The sequence below is a fragment of the Pseudoxanthomonas sacheonensis genome (assembly GCF_010093305.1).
In the GTDB taxonomy this organism is placed as follows: Bacteria; Pseudomonadota; Gammaproteobacteria; order Xanthomonadales; family Xanthomonadaceae; genus Pseudoxanthomonas_A; species Pseudoxanthomonas_A sacheonensis.
Genome location: NZ_PDWS01000016.1, coordinates 1 through 16,636 on the forward strand (window position 1 = coordinate 1; position 16,636 = coordinate 16,636).

The window sequence follows — 16,636 nt, forward strand, 5'->3', positions numbered from 1 at the left end:
CTTCTTCCCCCGCCGCCCCCCAGGAGCACGCCGTCCTGGAACTGGAGCGTTTCCTGCCCTATCGGCTGAGCATCCTGTCCAACCGCATCAGCCAGACCATTTCCGGCCTGTACGGCCAGCGCTTCGGTCTGGCGGTCACCGAGTGGCGGATCATGGCGGTGCTGGGACGCTACCCGGAGCTGTCCGCCGGCGAAGTGGCCGAGCGCACGGCCATGGACAAGGTCGCCGTCAGCCGGGCGCTGGCCCGGCTGCTGGAGCGCGGGCTGGTGCAGCGCGATACCCATGGCGACGACCGCCGCCGTTCGGTGCTGGAACTTTCGCCGGTAGGCTACACGGTCTACGACGAAGTGGCGCCGATGGCGCTGGAATGCGAACGCCGCTTGCTGGCGGGACTGGACGAGAACGAGCGCGCGCAGCTGGATGCGCTGATAGTCAAGCTGGCCGCAGGCGTGGGCAACATCCAGGAGAAATAGGGGCGCGACGCATGCCTGTAGGAGCTGCGTAAGCTGCGACGCGGTACGGGTTGGCTATCGCATCGCACCTACCGGCCGACCAGGTCGCAGCTTACGCAGCTCCTACAGATGCAATTCCTATCAGGTATTTACTTCGCGGCCGGCGCCCAGTCCTTGAGGAAGGCGAAGAACTTGGCGCGGTCGTAGCCCTTGCCCTTTTCCAGGTCGCCGGTGGACTGGGAATGCAGCAGATTGCCGTCGGCGTCCAGCACGAACAGGTGCGGATAGCCCTTGATTCCGGGATAAGCGGAGAGGAAAGCCTTGTTCTCGTTCTCTTCGCTGTAGTTGACCTTCATCCACACGAAGTTGGCGTCGCGGAAGCTGCGGATCTCCGCGTCTTCTTCGACCAGCTTGTCCAGGATGTGGCACCAGCTGCACCGCTCGCCGCCCACTTCCAGCAGGATGCGCTTGCCGCCGCGCTGCGCCTCGACCTTGGCCATTTCCAGATCGCTGGCCGGGTCGCGCTTGGGATCGAACGCCGCGTTCAAGGCAGCCACCGCCGCGATATCCGCAGCGGTGGGCGTGTTGCCCGAGGCGACAGGCCGGGACGTATCCGGCTTGGCCGACGTGTTGGCCTTCGTCGAAGGCGGGTTGGGTTCCGCCTTCTGCTCCTGCTTCGGCGAGCAAGCCACCATTGCGACCGCCAGCAACAATGCGGTCGCGCCGCGCGAAGCAAGCGCCATCACTTGACCCCGTGCATCAGTTTCTGGATCAGCGGCCCCAGCAGGAACAGCAGAGCGCCTGCGATCAACAACGCCCAGAAGCCGAAGGTGTAGCCGGCATGCGCGGACTGCACCGTCATCCCGCCGGTACCGCTGACGTGCCCGGCGAAAATACCCGACAAGTTGTTGCCGATGCCGGTGGACAGGAACCAGCCGCCCATGCCGAAACCGACCAGACGCACCGGTGCCAGCTTGGTGACCATCGACAGGCCGATGGGCGACAGACACAGTTCGCCGACCGACTGGATGACGTAGACCATGAACAGCGTCCAGAACGGGATCTTGCCCACGTCGTCGACCAGACTGGACAGCGCGAACATCAACAGCAGGAAGGCCAGGCCATTGAAGATCAGGCCCAGGCTGAACTTGCGCGGGATCGAAGGCTCGGCGTTGCGCTTGCCCATCCAGATCCAGATCAGCGCGATCACCGGTGCAAGGGCGATGATCGCCAGCGAGTTCACCGACTGGAACCAGGCATTCGAGAACACGAAGCCGCCCGGACCGAAGATGTCGCGATCGACGATCTTGTCGGCCAGGAAGGTGAACGAACTGCCCGCTTGCTCGAAGAACATCCAGAACATCACGTTGAAGACGAAAATGATCAGCATCGCGATGGCCTTGTCGCGCTGCACCTTGCCTTCGCGAATGCCCTCGATCAGCAGCAATGCGCACAGAATGACGAACATCGGCAGCAGCACGAACCATTGCAGCGCCGCGGCGCCCATCGACAGCAGGAAGTACACGGCCGGGATCGCGACCAGTGCGCCCACGAAGACATACAGCACCTTCTGCTTGCCGCCGTCGCCCTCCGGCGGACGGCCTATGCCTTTGAGCTGGCGGCGGCCGAACCAGAACCACACCAGGCTCAGCACCATGCCGATGCCCGAAGCGATGAACACATATTTGTAGGCCGGCATCGTCTGCGTGCCGAACACCTGCTCGGCAAGGAATCCGGTCGCGATCGGCGCGAGGAAACCACCGAGGTTGATGCCCATGTAGAAGATGGTGAAACCCGCATCGCGGCGGCTATCGCTTACGGCGTACAGCTTGCCCACCATCGTCGAGATATTGGGCTTGAACAAACCGTTGCCGCAGATCACGGTGGCCAGGCCGAACTTGAAGATCTGTTCGTCGGGCATCGCGATCATGAACAAGCCGGCCGCCATGATCACCGCGCCCAGCAGGATCGAGCGCTGATAGCCGAGCACCCGGTCGGCGACGTACCCGCCGAAAATCGCGGCGGCATAGACCAGCGCCAGATAAGCGCCGTAGATGAGATTCGACGGCGCTTCGCCGGCGTCGTTGCCGGCGTGGAACTGCGCCACCATGTACAACACCAGCGCCCAGCGGATGCCGTAGAACGCGAAGCGTTCCCAGAACTCGGTCATGAACAGCATCCACAGCGGCTTGGGATGGCCCATGCGCTGGCCGAATTCCGGTGGCGGCGAAGCGTCGTTGCCTGCGGGCGCGCCCAGCGGTGGGCCGGCCGGTTTCGCGGCGTTCGGGATGGTCGAGCTCATGGATTTGCCCCCTTGTTCAGCATTCGGATGTATCGGGAAATAGGATTCCGCGCCTTGGCGCGGGACAGGCGAGGATCACCGACGGGCGCCGCTGACGTCAAATAACGCGGACTTTTGCCTGCTGGGCACGTAGGTCGGGGCTACGCCCCCGACGCTCGCGGCTCATCCAGGTTTTAGAGGCCGGCCAACTCGCCAGCCATGCCGGGCCTGCGCGTCGGGGGCGTAGCCCCGACCTACGTCAGTAGGCGGGTGCGGCCGATCCGGGCTTGCCGTCGATCATCGTGCGCACCTCGAACAGCTCCGGGAAGAAGGTCAGTTCCAGCGCCTGGCGCAGAAACCCCACTCCGCTGGAACCGCCGGTGCCGCGCTTGAAGCCGATGATGCGCAGCACCGTGCGCATGTGCCGGAACCGCCACAGCTGGAACTGGGTTTCCAGGTCCACGAAGTCCTCGCACAGGGCGTATTCGCGCCAGTAACGGCCGGTGTCCTCGTAGATGGCCTCGAACACCGGCAGCAGCGCCGGATCGTTGACGTGCGGCAGGCTCCAGTCGCGCTCCTGGCGCTCGGCGGGAATGGCATGGCCGAAGCGGGCCAGATAGCGCAGGAATTCCTCATAGAGGCTGGGCGCGCGCAGCACCGCTTCCAGGTCGGCCTGCCCCTGCGGATCGTGGGCGAACACGCGCAGCATGTCGGCGTTCTTGTTGCCCAGCAGGAACTCGATGGTGCGGTACTGCAGCGACTGGAACCCGGAAGACGGCCCCAGCAGATCGCGGAAACCCATGTATTCCGAAGGCGTCAGCGTCTCCAGCACCGACCACTGCTCGGTCAGCTGGCGCAGCACCTGCTTGCTGCGCGCCAGCACCTTGCGGCATTGCCAGACCTCGTCGCGCTGCAAGTGCACCAGGGCCGCGCGCAGCTCGTGGATCATCAGCTTCATCCACAGCTCCGACACCTGGTGCTGGACCACGAACAGCAGCTCGTCGTGGTGCGGCGGCTGCGCCACCGGCTGCTGCGCGGCCAGCAGCAGGTCCAGGCGCAGGTAGCCGGCATAGCTCATGCGGCCGGCCAGATCGGTGTGGATGCCTTCTTCCAGCGGGCGCTGGTTGTCCTGGATGCTCATGCGGAACCTGAGGGATGCGGGAGGGGCATGGTAACGGCTGGCGTAACGGCGGTGTCATGCGCGTGCCCGAGGATTGCGGCACAATCGGCCGGCAGTCAGTCGCTCGTGCTGCGTTCATATCTAGGGAGAGGTTTATGAAGTACGGGTTCGCGCGCCTGACGGCGCTGGCGGTGTTTTCGTTGCTGTGCGCTGGGGCCGCGCAGGCGCAGGTCGTCATCAGCCAGGTCTACGGCGGGGGCGGCAATTCCGGCGCGCCGCTGCGCAGCGACTACATCGAGCTGCACAACAATTCCACTTCCACGGTCAGCCTGGACGGCTGGTCGGTGCAATACGCCAGCGCCGCCGGCACCACCTGGGCGCGCACCAACCTCAGCGGCAACCTCCCGGCCGGCGGCTATTACCTGATCAAGCAGGCCGACGGCGCCAACACCGCCGCGCCCGCGCTGCCCACGCCCGACGCCACCGGCACGATCGCCATGTCCGGCACCGCCGGCAAAGTGGCGCTGGTCAATTCGGTGGTCACGCTGAGCGGGGCCTGCCCCACCGGCAATATCGACTTCGTCGGCTTCGGCACCACCGCCAGCTGCGCGGAGGGCTCCAGCCCCACCGCCAACCTCAGCAACACCACCGCCGCCGTGCGCGCCGACAACGGCTGCACCGACAGCAACAACAACGCCGCCGATTTCGCGCTTACCGCGCCGGCGCCGCGCAATGGCGCGTCCGCCGCGCTGGTCTGCGGCGGCGGCGGCCTGCCGATCCTGTCCGTGGCCGATGTCAGCCAGGACGAAGCCACCGGCAATTTCGCCTTCACCCTGACCCTCACCCAGCCTGCGGGCGCGGGCGGCGTCAGCGTGGACTACGCCACCGCCGACGGTACCGCGACGGCGGGCGACGACTACACGGCCGCCACCGGTACGGTAACCATCGCCGAGAGCGCCGATTCGGCGCAGGTCGTGGTTCCGGTCAGCGACGACAGCGTGCAGGAAGCCGACGAAACCTTCTTCCTGGGCCTGGGCAACATCAGCGGCGCGGTGCTTGGAGATGCGCAGGCGCAAGCCACCATCGTCAACGACGATGTCACCCTGATCTCCATCCACGAGATACAAGGCAGCGGCGCGACTTCTCCGGTCGCCAACCAGCTGGTCACCACCACCGGCATCGTGACCGGACGCAAGAGCAACGGTTTCTTCATCCAGACCAGCGATGCGGAAGCGGACGCCGATCCGGCCACTTCGCAGGGCGTGTACGTGTTCACCAGCATCGCGCCGCCCGCGGCCGCCGCCGTCGGCAACCGCGTTCGCGTCAGCGGCACGGTGATCGAATACGTCCCCGGCACCGATCCCAACCAGCTGCCGTTGACCGAGATCAGCGGCAGTCCGAGCGTGGCCCTGCTCTCCACCGACAACCCGTTGCCCGTACCGGTAGCACTGAGCACCAGCCTGCCCTCGCCGACCGGCGCGCTGGACCAGCTGGAACGCTTGGAAGGCATGCGCGTGACCGCCGCCAGCCTGACCGTGGTGGCGCCCACCCAGGGCAACACCAACGAGTCCAACGCCACCGGCACCAGCAACGGCATCCTCAATGCCGTGGTCACCGGCACGCCGCGTCCGTTCCGCGAGCCCGGCATCCAGGCGCCCGACCCGGCGCCTGCCGGCAGCAGCATTCCGCCGATCCCGCGCTGGGACTTCAATCCGGAACTGCTGACCATCGACAGCGATTCGCTGGGCGGTCCGACTTTCATCCTCAATCTGGCCGCCGGTGCGTTGATCGAAGGCCTGACCGGCCCGCTGGATTACGGCTTCCGCCGCTATACGATCCTGCGCGACCCCGCAGTCGCCATCACCACCTCGCCGGGTCCGTCGCCGCAAGCGGCGCGCGTGGCCAACGCCGATGAGTTCACGGTGGCGGCCTACAACCTGGAACGCTTCTTCGACACCGTCAACGACCCCGCTACCGGCGAACCGGTGCTGACCGCGGCGGCCTTCGCCAACCGTCTCAACAAGGCCTCGCTGACGGTGCGCGACTTCCTCAATGCGCCGGACATCCTGGCCACGGTGGAAGTGGAGAACCTGACCACGCTGCAAGCGCTGGCCAGCAAGATCAACGCCGATGCGGTGGCCGCAGGACAGGCGGACCCCAACTACGTCGCCTATCTGGAAGAAGGCAACGACGTGGGCGGCATCGACGTGGGCTTCCTGGTCAAGACCTCAGAAGTCACCGCCGGGGTGGCGCGCGTGCAAGTGCTTAGCGTGACCCAGCACGGCAAGGACACCACCTGGACCGAGCCCAGCGGCACCACCAGCCTGCTCAACGACCGTCCGCCGCTGGTACTCGATGCGGTGGTGCATTACGCCGATGGCCGCACCTACCCGATCACCGCGATCGCGGTGCACCAGCGTTCGCTCAACGACGTGGACAGCGTGGAGCCTTCCGGCCCCACCACGTTGGGCGACCGCGTGCGCCAGAAGCGGCAGAAGCAGGCCGAATACCTGGCCAACCTGATCCAGTCGTTGCAGACCGCCGACCCGGGCAAGCGCATCGTCAGCCTGGGCGACTACAACGCCTTCGCCTTCAACGACGGCCTGGCCGACACCATGAACGTGGTGACCGGCACGCCGAGCGCCGACGAGCAGACCGCGGTGCCTGGCGACGGCGTCGACCTGGTGAATCCGGACCTGGTCAATCTGGGCGTGCTGGAACCGGAAGAGGAGCGCTATTCCTTCGTCTTCGGCGGCAATGCGCAGACCCTGGACCATGTGCTGGTCAACGAGCAGCTGATCGTTTCCAGCACCGCGTTCGGCCTGGACCACGCGCGCATCAACGCCGACTTCCCGGAAATCGCGCGCAACGACGCCAACTCGCCCTCGCGCCTGTCCGATCACGACCCGGTGGTGGCGTACTTCGAATCGCGCCATCGCGCCGATCTTGCGGTCACTGCGGTGGCCGACTCGGCGACCGTCACTGTCGGCCAGACCCTGCGCTATACCGCCACGGTGACCAACCTGGGGCCGGATGCGGCCGCTTCGACCGGCATAGGTTTCGCGTTGAATGCCGAATCCAGCACTTTCGCGGTGGTCGCGCCCAGCGGCTGGTCGTGCGATGCGGCGCAGATCTCCGCGGGCATGACCTCGATCGCCTGCCACACCGACAGCCTGGCCAATGCGGCCAGCGCCTCGTTCGCGATCAGTGCGGTCGCCACCGCGGCACAGGTCGGCGGCAGCGCCAATCTGGCGGTCGCCGCCAGCACCCAGTCGTTCGATGCGGTGCACGCCAACGATGAAGCGGTGGCAGCGATCCTGGTCACCGCGCCATCCACGGCGGACCTGGATCTGAAGCTGACCGGCCCGGCCAGCGTGCCGCGCCTGACGTTCTCGATTCCGTACACGGCGACCCTGCGCAATCTGGGCACGCTGGCCGCCGAACAGGCGGTGGTCGTGTTCAGCGGCAACACCATGAACCTGGCCGCCACCCTGGACCCGCCCAGCGGCTGGGACTGCCGCAAGCAGGGCACGGTCCGTCAGGTGACGTTCCGCTGCGCCGCCCGCAAACCGATGGCCGCCGGCGCCCGCGCCGACTTCAGGATCCGCGTCAATGCGCTGCCGATCCCGGCCAACCGCAGGCCGCAAGTCAACGGCGCAGCGACCACGATCACGCCGGAATCCGACACCACCAATAACAACGCCAGCATCACCACGATCGTGCGCTGAACCGAACGCAAACGATTACAGCTAGAGACGCGGCTTCGGCCGCGTCTTTTTTTGGTCTGTGTAATTGCACGGGAAAGCGCTACCGAACCCCTCTCCTGCTAGCGGGAGAGGGTGCCGAAGGCGGGTGAGGGAAAGCCGGAGCCGATTCACTGAAATATCCAGTTGGCATCGAGCGCCCAATCAGAGTTGCCGCATTCGATGTGTCTGAATCCAAAAAATTTGCGTCGCCGCCCCACATCCGGCCTTCGGCCAGCCGTATCCAGTACGGGGCAGGCTCTTTTCCCGCAAGCGGGGGGAGAAGGGCACCTGCCATTGCCCTGCGTATTGCTGCGCTGCACGACGGTTTTGCAACCCCGGTTCCTTAACATGGCGCCACTTATCATTGGTTTCACTTGCAACGGGAATCCGACACGCGATGACCATCGCCGCGAAATTCGAAATCGAATACCTGCAATACCTGGGTCCGGACGGGAAACTCGTCCGCGACGACCTGCCCGAGGCCGCGCGCGATACGCAGCGATTGAAAGACCTGTTCAAGCAGATGCTGTTCGTGCGCACCTTCGACACCAAGTCGGTGGCCCTGCAGCGCACCGGCAAGCTGGGCACCTACGCTTCCTGCCTGGGCCACGAGGCCACCCACGTGGGCATCGGCGCTTCCACGCGCCCGGAAGACACCTTCGCCCCCAGCTATCGCGAATACGGCGCGCAGTTCATGCGCGGCGTGCGTCCGCGCGAGGTGCTGCTGTACTGGGGCGGCGACGAACGCGGCAACGATTTCGCGGTGCCGCGCCACGATTTCGCCTGGTGCGTACCCATTTCCACCCAGTGCCTGCACGCAGCCGGCGCGGCGCTGGCGTTCAAGCTGCGCGGCGAGAAGCGCATCGCGGTCAGCACCTGCGGCGATGGCGGATCGTCGAAGACCGATTTCTACGCCGCACTCAATTCCGGCGGCGCGTACGAGCTGCCGCTGGTGCTGTGCGTAATCAACAACGGCTGGGCCATCTCGGTACCGCGCTCGGCGCAAACCGGTGCGCAGACGCTGGCGCAGAAGGGCATCGCCGGCGGCGTATTTTGCCTGCAAGTGGACGGCAACGATCTGATCGCGGTATTGGAAGCCATGCGCATCGCCACCGAACGCGCGCGCAGCGGCCAAGGCACCAGCGTGCTCGAATTCGTCACCTATCGTCTGGGCGACCACACCACCGCCGACGACGCGCGCCGCTACCGCGACGATGCGGAAGTGAAATCGGCCTGGGAACGCGATCCGGTCACCCGCCTGCGCACCTGGCTCACCACGCAGAAGTTGTGGAGCGAAGCCGAAGAGGCCGCCTGGAAGGAAGAATGCGGGCGTCTGGTCGACATCGAGGTCAACGCCTACCTGGAGACGCCGGTGCAGCCGGTGGAAGCGATGTTCGATTATCTCTACGCCGACCCGCCGCCGGAATTGCTCGCCCAGCGCGCAGCCGCCATCGCCGCGGAACGTTCTCTACGGGAGCCGCGCTAATGAACGTAGAAGTCGCCAAGAGCGTAGCCACTGCAACCGACGTTTCCGCCAGCCAAGCCGCGAAAGCCGCTCTGCCGATCACCCTCATCGAAGCCATTACCCAGGCCCTGGCCTGGGAAATCGCGCACGATGAATCGGTGGTGGTGCTGGGCGAGGACGTGGGCGTGAACGGCGGGGTGTTCCGCGCCACCGCCGGCTTGCAGCAGCGTTTCGGTTCCGACCGCATCCTGGATACGCCGCTGGACGAAACCACCATCGCCGGCCTCAGCGTGGGCATGGCCGCGATGGGCATGAAGCCGGTGGCCGAAGCGCAGTTCGACGGCTTCGTCTATCCCATGGTCGATCACCTGATCTGCCACGCCGCACGCATGCGCTATCGCACGCGCGGCCGCCTGCACTGCCCGATGGTGCTGCGCGTGCCGTGGGGCGGCGGCATCCGCGCGCCGGAACATCATTCCGAAGCCAACGAATCCATCTTCACCAACGTGCCCGGTTTGCGCGTGGTCATGCCCTCCTCGCCGCAACGTGCCTACGGCCTGCTGCTGGCCGCGATCCGCGACCCGGACCCGGTGATCTACATGGAGCCCAAGCGCATCTACCGCCAGTACAAGGAACTGGTGACCGATGACGGCGAAGCGCTGCCGCTGGACGTGTGCTTCGTGCTGCGCGACGGCAGCGACGTGACCCTGGTGACCTGGGGCGCGCAAGTGAAGGAAACGCTGGAAGCCGCCGACGCGCTGGCCAAAGAAGGCATCAGCGCCGAAGTGATCGACGTGGCCACGTTGAAGCCCCTGGATTTCGACACCATCGCCGAATCGGTCAGCAAGACAGGGCGCTGCGTGATCGTGCACGAAGCGCCGCGCACGGCGGGCTTCGGCGCGGAGATCGCCGCGCGCCTGGCCGAGCAGTCGATGTACGACCTGGTCGCGCCGGTGGAACGCGTTACCGGCCCCGACACGCACATCCCTCTGTTCCGCCTGGAGATGAAATACCTGCCCAGCGTCGACAAGATCGTCGCCGCCGCCAAACGCGTGCTGGCCGCCGGCTGATGCGACGCGCGCGCGTCATCGCCGAGCACCGTTCGCCGGACCGCCCTGCGATCCGCGTTTCGGCCGGCGACTCGGTCACCTTGGGCGAACGCGACAGCGACTGGCCGCAGTTCGTCTGGGCCACGCTGGCGCAGGGCCTGGGCGGCTGGATACCCGCGGCATTGTTCGACCGCGACACCGGCACGGCCACCGCGCTGGGCGATTACGATACGCGGGAGCTGGCGACCCGGATCGGCGAATCGATCGTCGTCCACTACGAGCAGGAAGGCTGGTGGTGGGCGGAAAACGCGAACGGCGAAAGCGGCTGGATACCGGCGCGCGCCATCGAACTGATCGATAACGAACCCACCTGATTTTTTGTAGAGCCGAGCTTGCTCGGCTGCTCCTCTCGCAGGATCAAGAGCAGCCGGGCAAGCTCGGCTCTACAAAGCGGACAACTCAACCTGGAACCCCGATGAGCGACAGCAAGACTTTCAATCTTCCCGATCTTGGCGAAGGCCTGCCGGACGCCACCATCGTCGAGTGGTTCGTCAAGGAAGGCGACACGATCCGCCTGGACGAGCCGCTGGTATCGATGGAAACGGCCAAGGCGGTGGTGGAGGTTCCGTCTCCTGTTTCCGGCAAGGTATTGAAACTGGCGGGCAACGCCGGCGACATCGTGGTGACCGGCGCGATGCTGGCCGAATTCCAGCTCGACCCCAATCTGCCGCAACGCGCCGATGGGCAGGACACAGGTCATTCCCACGGACCCGCGGTGGGAGCGGCGTCCCGCCGCGAGCTCCCCACTGAAAACACCGCAGCAAAAGATCGCGCCGCGGACGGCGCTCCCACGACTGCCGAACGCGACGATGCCGGCACCGTGGTCGGCGCGATGCAGAGCTCCAATGCCGTGCACCAGGAACAGGCGGTAGCGGTCGGCGGAATCAGAGCGATGCCGGCCGTGCGCGCGCTGGCGAAGAAACTGGGCGTGGACCTGAGCCGAGTGCGTGCCACTGGCGCCGACAACACGGTCACGGCGAACGACGTGAAGCAGGCCGTCGCCGACGGCCTTGTAGGAGCGGGCCCTGCCCGCGACGAAGCTTCACCTGTATCGGCCGGTCGCGCGCAGGGCGCGCTCCTACGAGAAAGCCATGAGCGCACCACACTGTCCGCTTCCGGAAAGCCCATGCGCACGCAACCGCCGGGCGTGTCGGTCAGCGGCCAACCGGAACAGCTGAAGGGCGTTCGCCGCAACATGGCACGCGTCATGGCCGACGCACACGCCAAGGTCGTGCCCACCACGCTCAACGACGACGCCGACGTGCACGCGTGGACGCCCGGCAACGACGTCACCGTTCGCCTGATCCGCTCCATCGTGCGCGCCTGCAAAGCGGTGCCTGCGTTGAACGCGTGGTTCGACGGCGAAAAACTCAACCGCACCCTGCACCCGCAGGTGGACGTCGGCATCGCGGTCGATACCGACGACGGCCTGTTCGTCCCCGCGCTGCGCAATGCGGACATCCTGGATGCTCGCGGCATCCGCGAAGGCGTCAACCGCCTGCGCGCGCAGGTGGAAGACCGCAGCATCGCCGCTTCGGAACTGAGCGGCTACACCATTTCGCTGTCCAACTTCGGCATGTTCGCCGGACGCTACGCCACCCCGGTGGTGGTGCCGCCCTGCGTGGCCATCGTGGCCGCCGGCCGCGCGCGCCACCAGGTCATGCCGATCATGGGCGGTTTCGAATCGCACAAGATCATTCCTTTGTCGGTGACTTTCGACCACCGCGCCGCCACCGGCGGTGAGGCCGCGCGCTTTCTCAAAGCGATGATCGACGATCTGGCGCTGGCAACGTAGGGCGGGCATTGCCCGCCGCTCCTCACATACCACGCTATGGCGGGCAGTGCCCGCCCTACGGAGAGCATATGACCCATCGCAGCCGATTGGCCGGTTTCATCATCGATTGCAAACGCGGCTCGCTGGAATCGTCCGCCGATTTCTGGAGCCAAGCGCTGGGTTTGGAAGTGCAGGACTACGATGAGGACGGCCTGGGCCTGTATGCCCCGCTCTCGGACGGGCCGGGCGGCATGCATATCGAAGTGCAGAAAGTCTCGCACCCCTCGCGCGTGCACCTGGATATCGAGACCGACGACATCGAAGCCGAAGTCGCGCGGCTGGAGAAGCTGGGTGCCAAGCGCATCGAATTCGTGCGCGAACGCTGGTGGGTGATGGAGGCCCCCAGCGGCCATCGCTTCTGCGTGGTGCCGATGGCGAAGAAATCGGCGCGCGAAAAACCAAATATATGGAAGTAGGCGCGCACGCGCGTAGGAGCGACGTGAGTCGCGATTATTTCCCAGTGGGCACGTCAATTCGCGACTCACGTCGCTCCTACGGTACCCCTACGACGCTCCTACGCACGCTTGTCCCGATCCAGCCACGAAGCCAGGCCTTGGGCGTTGAGCTCGATGTCCATCCGCAACACCTTCTCCACACCCGCATCGTCCAACGGGCAACCATGCTCGCGGGCGCATTGCAGATAGAGTGCAGCGAGCGCTTCCTTGATCCGCTCATGACGGTTCGGAAGACCATCGGACTCATGTCCGATCGCCACCATCGCATCGATCTGCCGATACAGATCGTCGGCCAGCCTTCGCACGTCGCCGACCCGGCCGTAATGGGTGAGGTACATCCATTGCGGATCGCGCGACAGCAGCCGGCCGATGGAAGCCTTCAGCTTCTCCGGCTCGAACTGCACCGGCGTGGAGGTGGGGATCACGAAAGCGCCCTTGGCGCTGTCCAGTTCGCGATAAGACAGACCGAAGGTGTCGCCCGTGAACCAGCTCCGGCTGCGCTCGTCCCAGATGCAATGATGGTGGCGCGCATGTCCCGGGGTATCGATGAACTCCAACGCGCGCCCGGCCAGCAGAAGGACCTGTCCGTCCTCGACCACCTGCACGCGTTGTTCGGCCACCGCCAGGATCTGCCCATAGCTGCGCTGCATTTCTTCTTCGCCATACACGGCGGTGGCGCCGGCGATCAGTTTGGAAGGATCGATCAGGTGCGGCGCCGCACGTGGGTGCGCGACCAGCCGGGCATTGGGCAGGTGCTGCATCAGCAGCCCGGCGCCACCAGCGTGGTCCAGATGCACATGAGTGACGATCAACCAGTCGACATCGCCGGGAGTCAGTCCGGCGCCTTCCAGCGCCGACAACAACAAGGGAACCGAATGATTGGTGCCGCAATCGATGAAAGCGCCGCGGCCGTTCTCCACGATCAGATAGGCGGCGTCGAAATGCTCGCGCTGGAACGCGGTGTCGATGGTGTGGATGCCGTGCTGGTTCATGCACTCGATCGTTCTAGCTGCGGACTATCGATTCTAGCGAGCGCGGCTGGCGCTCGCGATGCAGCTTTGGTAGCACCCATTGAGGCGCCCCATGTAGGAGCGGGCCCTGCCCGCGACCGGGCTTTCCCTGTAAAGCCCGGTCGCGGGCAGGGCCCGCTCCTACCTCTTGGGTTGGCGGGCGAGCAGCCAGCTCCGCAGCACGACCGCGATGAAGATCGCGGCCAGGAACGCGCCATAGGCGACCAACGTGGCCAGCACCTGCTTCCAGATGGCGCCGGTACCAATGTCGGCCAGCCCCAGCGCATAACCCCATTGCATGCCGGCGAAACTGAGCACGAACGCCACCAGCAACGCGAAGAGATCGAAGCGCCTGCGCCAAGCGTTGCGCGGTTGGCGCGGGAAAAGCCAGAACAGAGCGCCCAGCAGCAAAAACCAAGGTAGGAACAGGACCAGCGCCAGGTACGGCATCAGGCCTCCGCATCGCGCAGTTGCCTGAGCGCCTCCAGCACGTCCTGCACCGGCACCAGCACGTTGATCTCCGGTGTCTCCATCGCATCGGCGCGATCGCTGCGCTTCAGCACCGCGATCAGCTGGCCCGCTTCTTTCGGCGAATCGAAGCCGTTGCTCTGCACCAGCAGCACGCCGTTGCCGTCGAGGAGCTTGAAATAAAAGCGGTTGTCTGTGTCGCGGTACTGCTTGAACGAAGGCGGCGCCGATTTCTGCACGGACGCGTTCCGCGCCTCGGGCTGAGAAGAGAGGTCGCGTAAGCCGACGGCCTGCCGCAGTTCGGCGAGGAACGGAGTCGCGTACTTTTCGCGCAGCCTGCGCGCGCCATCGCGCAGGATCGATTCGATTTCCCCAGGCTTGGCCATCAATGCCTGGTAGCGTTCGCGCAGCGGCGCCACTTCCGTATCTATGCGCTCGAACAGTTTCTGCTTGGCGTCGCCCCAGCCGATGCCTTCGGCGAAGGCCTGGCGCATCTGCGCGGTTTCCTCGGCGCTGGCGAAGGCCTGGTAAAGCTGGAACACATGCGAGCCTTCGGCTTCCTTGGCTTCGCCCGGCAGGCGCGAATCGGTCACGATGGAAGCGATCAGCTTGCGCATTTCATCGCGCGGCGCGAACAGCGGAATGGTGTTGTCGTAGCTCTTGCTCATCTTGCGGCCGTCCAGGCCGGGCAAGGTGGCCACATTCTCCTCGATCGCCGCTTCCGGCAAAGTGAAGTATTCGCCGCCGAACAGGTGGTTGAAGCGCTGGCCGAAATCGCGCGCCATTTCGATGTGCTGCACCTGGTCGCGGCCCACCGGCACCTTGTCGGCGTTGAACAGCAGGATGTCGGCCGCCATCAGCACCGGATACATGAACAGTCCGGCGCTGATGCCTGCATCGTCGTCCTGTTCCTCGGCGCGGTTGCGGTCCACCGAGGCTTTGTAGGCGTGCGCGCGATTGAGCACACCCTTGCCGGCCACGCAGGTCAGGAACCAGTTGAGCTCGCTGATCTCGGGAATGTCCGATTGACGGTAGAACCAGACCTTGTCCGGCTCCAGCCCGGCCGCCAGCCATGTGGCGGCGATTTCCAGGGTAGAGCGCTGTACGCGGGCAGCGTCCTGCACCTTGACCAGGCTGTGCAGGTCGGCCAGGAAATAGAAGCTCTCCACGCCAGGGGTGCGGCTTGCGGCGAGGGCCGGGCGTACCGCGCCCACGTAGTTGCCGAGGTGCGGGGTGCCGGAGGTGGTGATGCCGGTAAGGACGCGGGTCATTCGTGGGACTTGCCTGAGACTGAATACGTCAAGTTTAACCGGGCGTGGGAGCGGGCGCGTGGGAGCGGCGTCCCGCCGCGAGCTGTCGCCCTTCCCGCTTCCGGTGCAACCGAAATGCAGTGGAGCGATCAAAGCAGGAGCTCGCGGCGGGACGCCGCTCCCACGGCCAATGGCCGCTGAACGCGATCAACCCCACTGGCAAAGCTGGCGCGTTCCCTGTCATGCCCACCACGGAGAACGACCATGTTCCGCAAGATCATCCTGATGTCGCTGGCGCTGTTCCTGACCGGCGCCTGCACGCCCCTTTCCGCCAGGCCATTGGTGGACGTCTCGATCGTGGACCGCGACACCGGCGAATGGCTGCGCCAATACCCGCACCGCGGCGATACCTGGGTGGCCGGCACGCCCGGCAACCGCTACGGCGTGCGCCTGACCAACACCACCGGCGAACGCGTGCTGGTGGTGCTGTCGGTGGACGGTATCAATGCCGTCACCGGGCAAACCGCCGCGCCTTCGCAAGCCGGTTATGTGCTCGAACCCTGGGAAAGCACCGAGATCGCCGGCTGGCGCAAGTCGCTGGACGACATCGCCCAGTTCGTCTTCACCGACCTGGGCGACAGCTATGCGGCCCGCACCGGCCGCCCGCGCAATGTCGGCGTGATCGGCGTGGCGGTATTCCAGGAGTCGCGCCCACGCTATTACCCGGCGCCGATGCCCTCGATATCGCGAGGCCGCGAATACGAGCGCGATGAAGCCAAATCCGCTTCGGCACCCGCTGCCGCCGAAGGCCAAATACGCGAGCAGGCAGCCGACAGCGCGGCACGCCAGAGCATGGGCACCGGGCACGGCCAGCGCGAATGGTCGCCGGTGGGCCAGACCCAGTTCGTGCGCGCCACCCGCAGCCCGGCGCAGATCAGCGAATTACGTTACGACGACGCGCACCGCCTGATCTCCATCGGAGCGATGCCGCGGCAGTACCCGCGCTACGAGCGCCGCGATCCCGCCCCGCGCGCGTTCCCCAATGGATTCGTGGCCGACCCTTATCGTTGATTGCCGCGCCGGTCTTCCGAAAGATACGGACAAAAAAGACAACGGGCCAAAAGGCCCGTTGTCGTATGTGTGGAGATGGAATCAGTTGCGCATATCGGATTTATCGATGCTGCGTGCGAAGTCGTCGACTTCGGTGTGGGCGCGATCGCGATCCCAGCCGTAGCGTTCCTGCAGTTTGCCTGCGAGATATTCCGAGTCGCCTTGGGCGACTTTGAAGTCGTCATCGGTCAGGTCGCCCCATTTGGCCTGGATCTTGCCCTTCAACTGTTTCCAATTACCAGCGATGGTGTCCTTGTTCATGGCTTGCCTCTCTGAGAAAGTCACGGCAGCGATGCCGTGCGAACAGCATGGCAGCGCGCTCGTTTCCGCAAGATC

At 65.5% G+C, this 16,636-nt stretch carries 15 protein-coding genes; 8 read left to right on the top strand and 7 right to left on the bottom strand.

Annotated features, from left to right (window positions below):
• Positions 1 to 473 (top strand): MarR family winged helix-turn-helix transcriptional regulator (locus CSC73_RS13385; protein WP_163841027.1); only part of this gene is annotated, 473 nt, incomplete at its 5' end.
• Between the two features lie 128 nt (positions 474 to 601).
• Here CSC73_RS13385 and CSC73_RS13390 read toward each other — a convergent pair.
• From CSC73_RS13390 to CSC73_RS13400, 3 genes are all read right to left on the bottom strand, one after another.
• Positions 602 to 1,195: a thioredoxin family protein gene (locus tag CSC73_RS13390; RefSeq protein ID WP_163841028.1), complete on the bottom strand. Its 594-nt coding sequence runs from the start codon at positions 1,193 to 1,195 to the stop codon at positions 602 to 604.
• Positions 1,195 to 2,754 carry a peptide MFS transporter gene (locus tag CSC73_RS13395; RefSeq protein ID WP_163841030.1) on the bottom strand — a complete coding sequence of 520 codons (1,560 nt, stop codon included), beginning with the start codon at positions 2,752 to 2,754 and terminating at the stop codon, positions 1,195 to 1,197. Before CSC73_RS13395 ends, CSC73_RS13390 begins: the two co-directional genes overlap by 1 nt.
• Before the next feature lie 238 nt (positions 2,755 to 2,992).
• Positions 2,993 to 3,874 carry a tryptophan 2,3-dioxygenase gene (locus tag CSC73_RS13400; protein WP_163841032.1) on the bottom strand — a complete coding sequence of 294 codons (882 nt, stop codon included), beginning with the start codon at positions 3,872 to 3,874 and terminating at the stop codon, positions 2,993 to 2,995.
• Between the two features lie 134 nt (positions 3,875 to 4,008).
• On the opposite strand from CSC73_RS13400, the gene CSC73_RS13405 reads away from it, so the two are divergent.
• The 6 genes from CSC73_RS13405 (at position 4,009) to CSC73_RS13430 (ending at position 12,423) form a co-directional block, all read left to right on the top strand.
• A complete protein-coding gene (locus tag CSC73_RS13405; protein ID WP_163841034.1) occupies positions 4,009 to 7,581 on the top strand; it encodes a Calx-beta domain-containing protein in 3,573 nt (1,190 codons plus the stop codon).
• 415 nt (positions 7,582 to 7,996) lie between these two features.
• Positions 7,997 to 9,085 (top strand): pyruvate dehydrogenase (acetyl-transferring) E1 component subunit alpha, encoded by a 1,089-nt coding sequence (pdhA, locus tag CSC73_RS13410; protein WP_163841035.1) that lies wholly within the window; start codon positions 7,997 to 7,999, stop codon positions 9,083 to 9,085.
• Positions 9,085 to 10,134: an alpha-ketoacid dehydrogenase subunit beta gene (locus tag CSC73_RS13415; protein WP_246197524.1), complete on the top strand. Its 1,050-nt coding sequence runs from the start codon at positions 9,085 to 9,087 to the stop codon at positions 10,132 to 10,134. Before pdhA ends, CSC73_RS13415 begins: the two co-directional genes overlap by 1 nt.
• Complete coding sequence (locus CSC73_RS13420; protein ID WP_163841038.1) at positions 10,134 to 10,487, top strand: SH3 domain-containing protein; 354 nt, start codon at positions 10,134 to 10,136, stop codon at positions 10,485 to 10,487. Before CSC73_RS13415 ends, CSC73_RS13420 begins: the two co-directional genes overlap by 1 nt.
• A gap of 101 nt (positions 10,488 to 10,588) precedes the next feature.
• Positions 10,589 to 11,968 (top strand): dihydrolipoamide acetyltransferase family protein, encoded by a 1,380-nt coding sequence (locus CSC73_RS13425; protein WP_163841040.1) that lies wholly within the window; start codon positions 10,589 to 10,591, stop codon positions 11,966 to 11,968.
• Between the two features lie 68 nt (positions 11,969 to 12,036).
• Positions 12,037 to 12,423, top strand: coding sequence for a VOC family protein (locus CSC73_RS13430; RefSeq protein WP_163841042.1), 387 nt, complete (start codon positions 12,037 to 12,039; stop codon positions 12,421 to 12,423).
• Positions 12,424 to 12,521: 98 nt separating this feature from the next.
• Here CSC73_RS13430 and CSC73_RS13435 read toward each other — a convergent pair whose 3' ends face one another.
• The 3 genes from CSC73_RS13435 to CSC73_RS13445 all read right to left on the bottom strand — a co-directional run bounded on the left by CSC73_RS13435 (position 12,522) and on the right by CSC73_RS13445 (position 15,211).
• On the bottom strand, positions 12,522 to 13,454 hold the full coding sequence (locus tag CSC73_RS13435; RefSeq protein ID WP_163841044.1) for an MBL fold metallo-hydrolase: 933 nt from the start codon (positions 13,452 to 13,454) through the stop codon (positions 12,522 to 12,524).
• A gap of 159 nt (positions 13,455 to 13,613) precedes the next feature.
• Positions 13,614 to 13,922 carry a hypothetical protein gene (locus CSC73_RS13440; RefSeq protein ID WP_163841046.1) on the bottom strand — a complete coding sequence of 103 codons (309 nt, stop codon included), beginning with the start codon at positions 13,920 to 13,922 and terminating at the stop codon, positions 13,614 to 13,616.
• The gene (locus tag CSC73_RS13445; protein ID WP_163841054.1) at positions 13,922 to 15,211 is read right to left on the bottom strand and encodes a tryptophan--tRNA ligase; all 1,290 of its coding nucleotides are present in this window, start codon (positions 15,209 to 15,211) and stop codon (positions 13,922 to 13,924) included. Before CSC73_RS13445 ends, CSC73_RS13440 begins: the two co-directional genes overlap by 1 nt.
• A 243-nt stretch (positions 15,212 to 15,454) precedes the next feature.
• On the opposite strand from CSC73_RS13445, the gene CSC73_RS13450 reads away from it, so the two are divergent.
• Entirely contained in the window at positions 15,455 to 16,261 is an 807-nt protein-coding gene (locus CSC73_RS13450; protein ID WP_163841056.1) for a hypothetical protein, read from the top strand.
• A gap of 81 nt (positions 16,262 to 16,342) precedes the next feature.
• Here the strand turns inward: CSC73_RS13450 and CSC73_RS13455 are convergent, their stop codons facing one another.
• On the bottom strand, positions 16,343 to 16,561 hold the full coding sequence (locus tag CSC73_RS13455; RefSeq protein WP_163841058.1) for a CsbD family protein: 219 nt from the start codon (positions 16,559 to 16,561) through the stop codon (positions 16,343 to 16,345).
• Between the last annotated feature and the right edge of the window lie 75 nt (positions 16,562 to 16,636).

Coding starts and splice junctions, on each gene's coding strand:
- CSC73_RS13435 (WP_163841044.1), bottom strand. CDS start 13,454: ATGAACCAGCACGGCATCCACACCATCGACACCGCGTTCCAGCGCGAG.
- CSC73_RS13415 (WP_246197524.1), top strand. CDS start 9,085: ATGAACGTAGAAGTCGCCAAGAGCGTAGCCACTGCAACCGACGTTTCC.
- CSC73_RS13455 (WP_163841058.1), bottom strand. CDS start 16,561: ATGAACAAGGACACCATCGCTGGTAATTGGAAACAGTTGAAGGGCAAG.
- CSC73_RS13395 (WP_163841030.1), bottom strand. CDS start 2,754: ATGAGCTCGACCATCCCGAACGCCGCGAAACCGGCCGGCCCACCGCTG.
- CSC73_RS13425 (WP_163841040.1), top strand. CDS start 10,589: ATGAGCGACAGCAAGACTTTCAATCTTCCCGATCTTGGCGAAGGCCTG.
- CSC73_RS13430 (WP_163841042.1), top strand. CDS start 12,037: ATGACCCATCGCAGCCGATTGGCCGGTTTCATCATCGATTGCAAACGC.
- CSC73_RS13420 (WP_163841038.1), top strand. CDS start 10,134: ATGCGACGCGCGCGCGTCATCGCCGAGCACCGTTCGCCGGACCGCCCT.
- pdhA (WP_163841035.1), top strand. CDS start 7,997: ATGACCATCGCCGCGAAATTCGAAATCGAATACCTGCAATACCTGGGT.
- CSC73_RS13450 (WP_163841056.1), top strand. CDS start 15,455: ATGTTCCGCAAGATCATCCTGATGTCGCTGGCGCTGTTCCTGACCGGC.
- CSC73_RS13400 (WP_163841032.1), bottom strand. CDS start 3,874: ATGAGCATCCAGGACAACCAGCGCCCGCTGGAAGAAGGCATCCACACC.
- CSC73_RS13405 (WP_163841034.1), top strand. CDS start 4,009: ATGAAGTACGGGTTCGCGCGCCTGACGGCGCTGGCGGTGTTTTCGTTG.
- CSC73_RS13445 (WP_163841054.1), bottom strand. CDS start 15,211: ATGACCCGCGTCCTTACCGGCATCACCACCTCCGGCACCCCGCACCTC.
- CSC73_RS13390 (WP_163841028.1), bottom strand. CDS start 1,195: ATGGCGCTTGCTTCGCGCGGCGCGACCGCATTGTTGCTGGCGGTCGCA.
- CSC73_RS13440 (WP_163841046.1), bottom strand. CDS start 13,922: ATGCCGTACCTGGCGCTGGTCCTGTTCCTACCTTGGTTTTTGCTGCTG.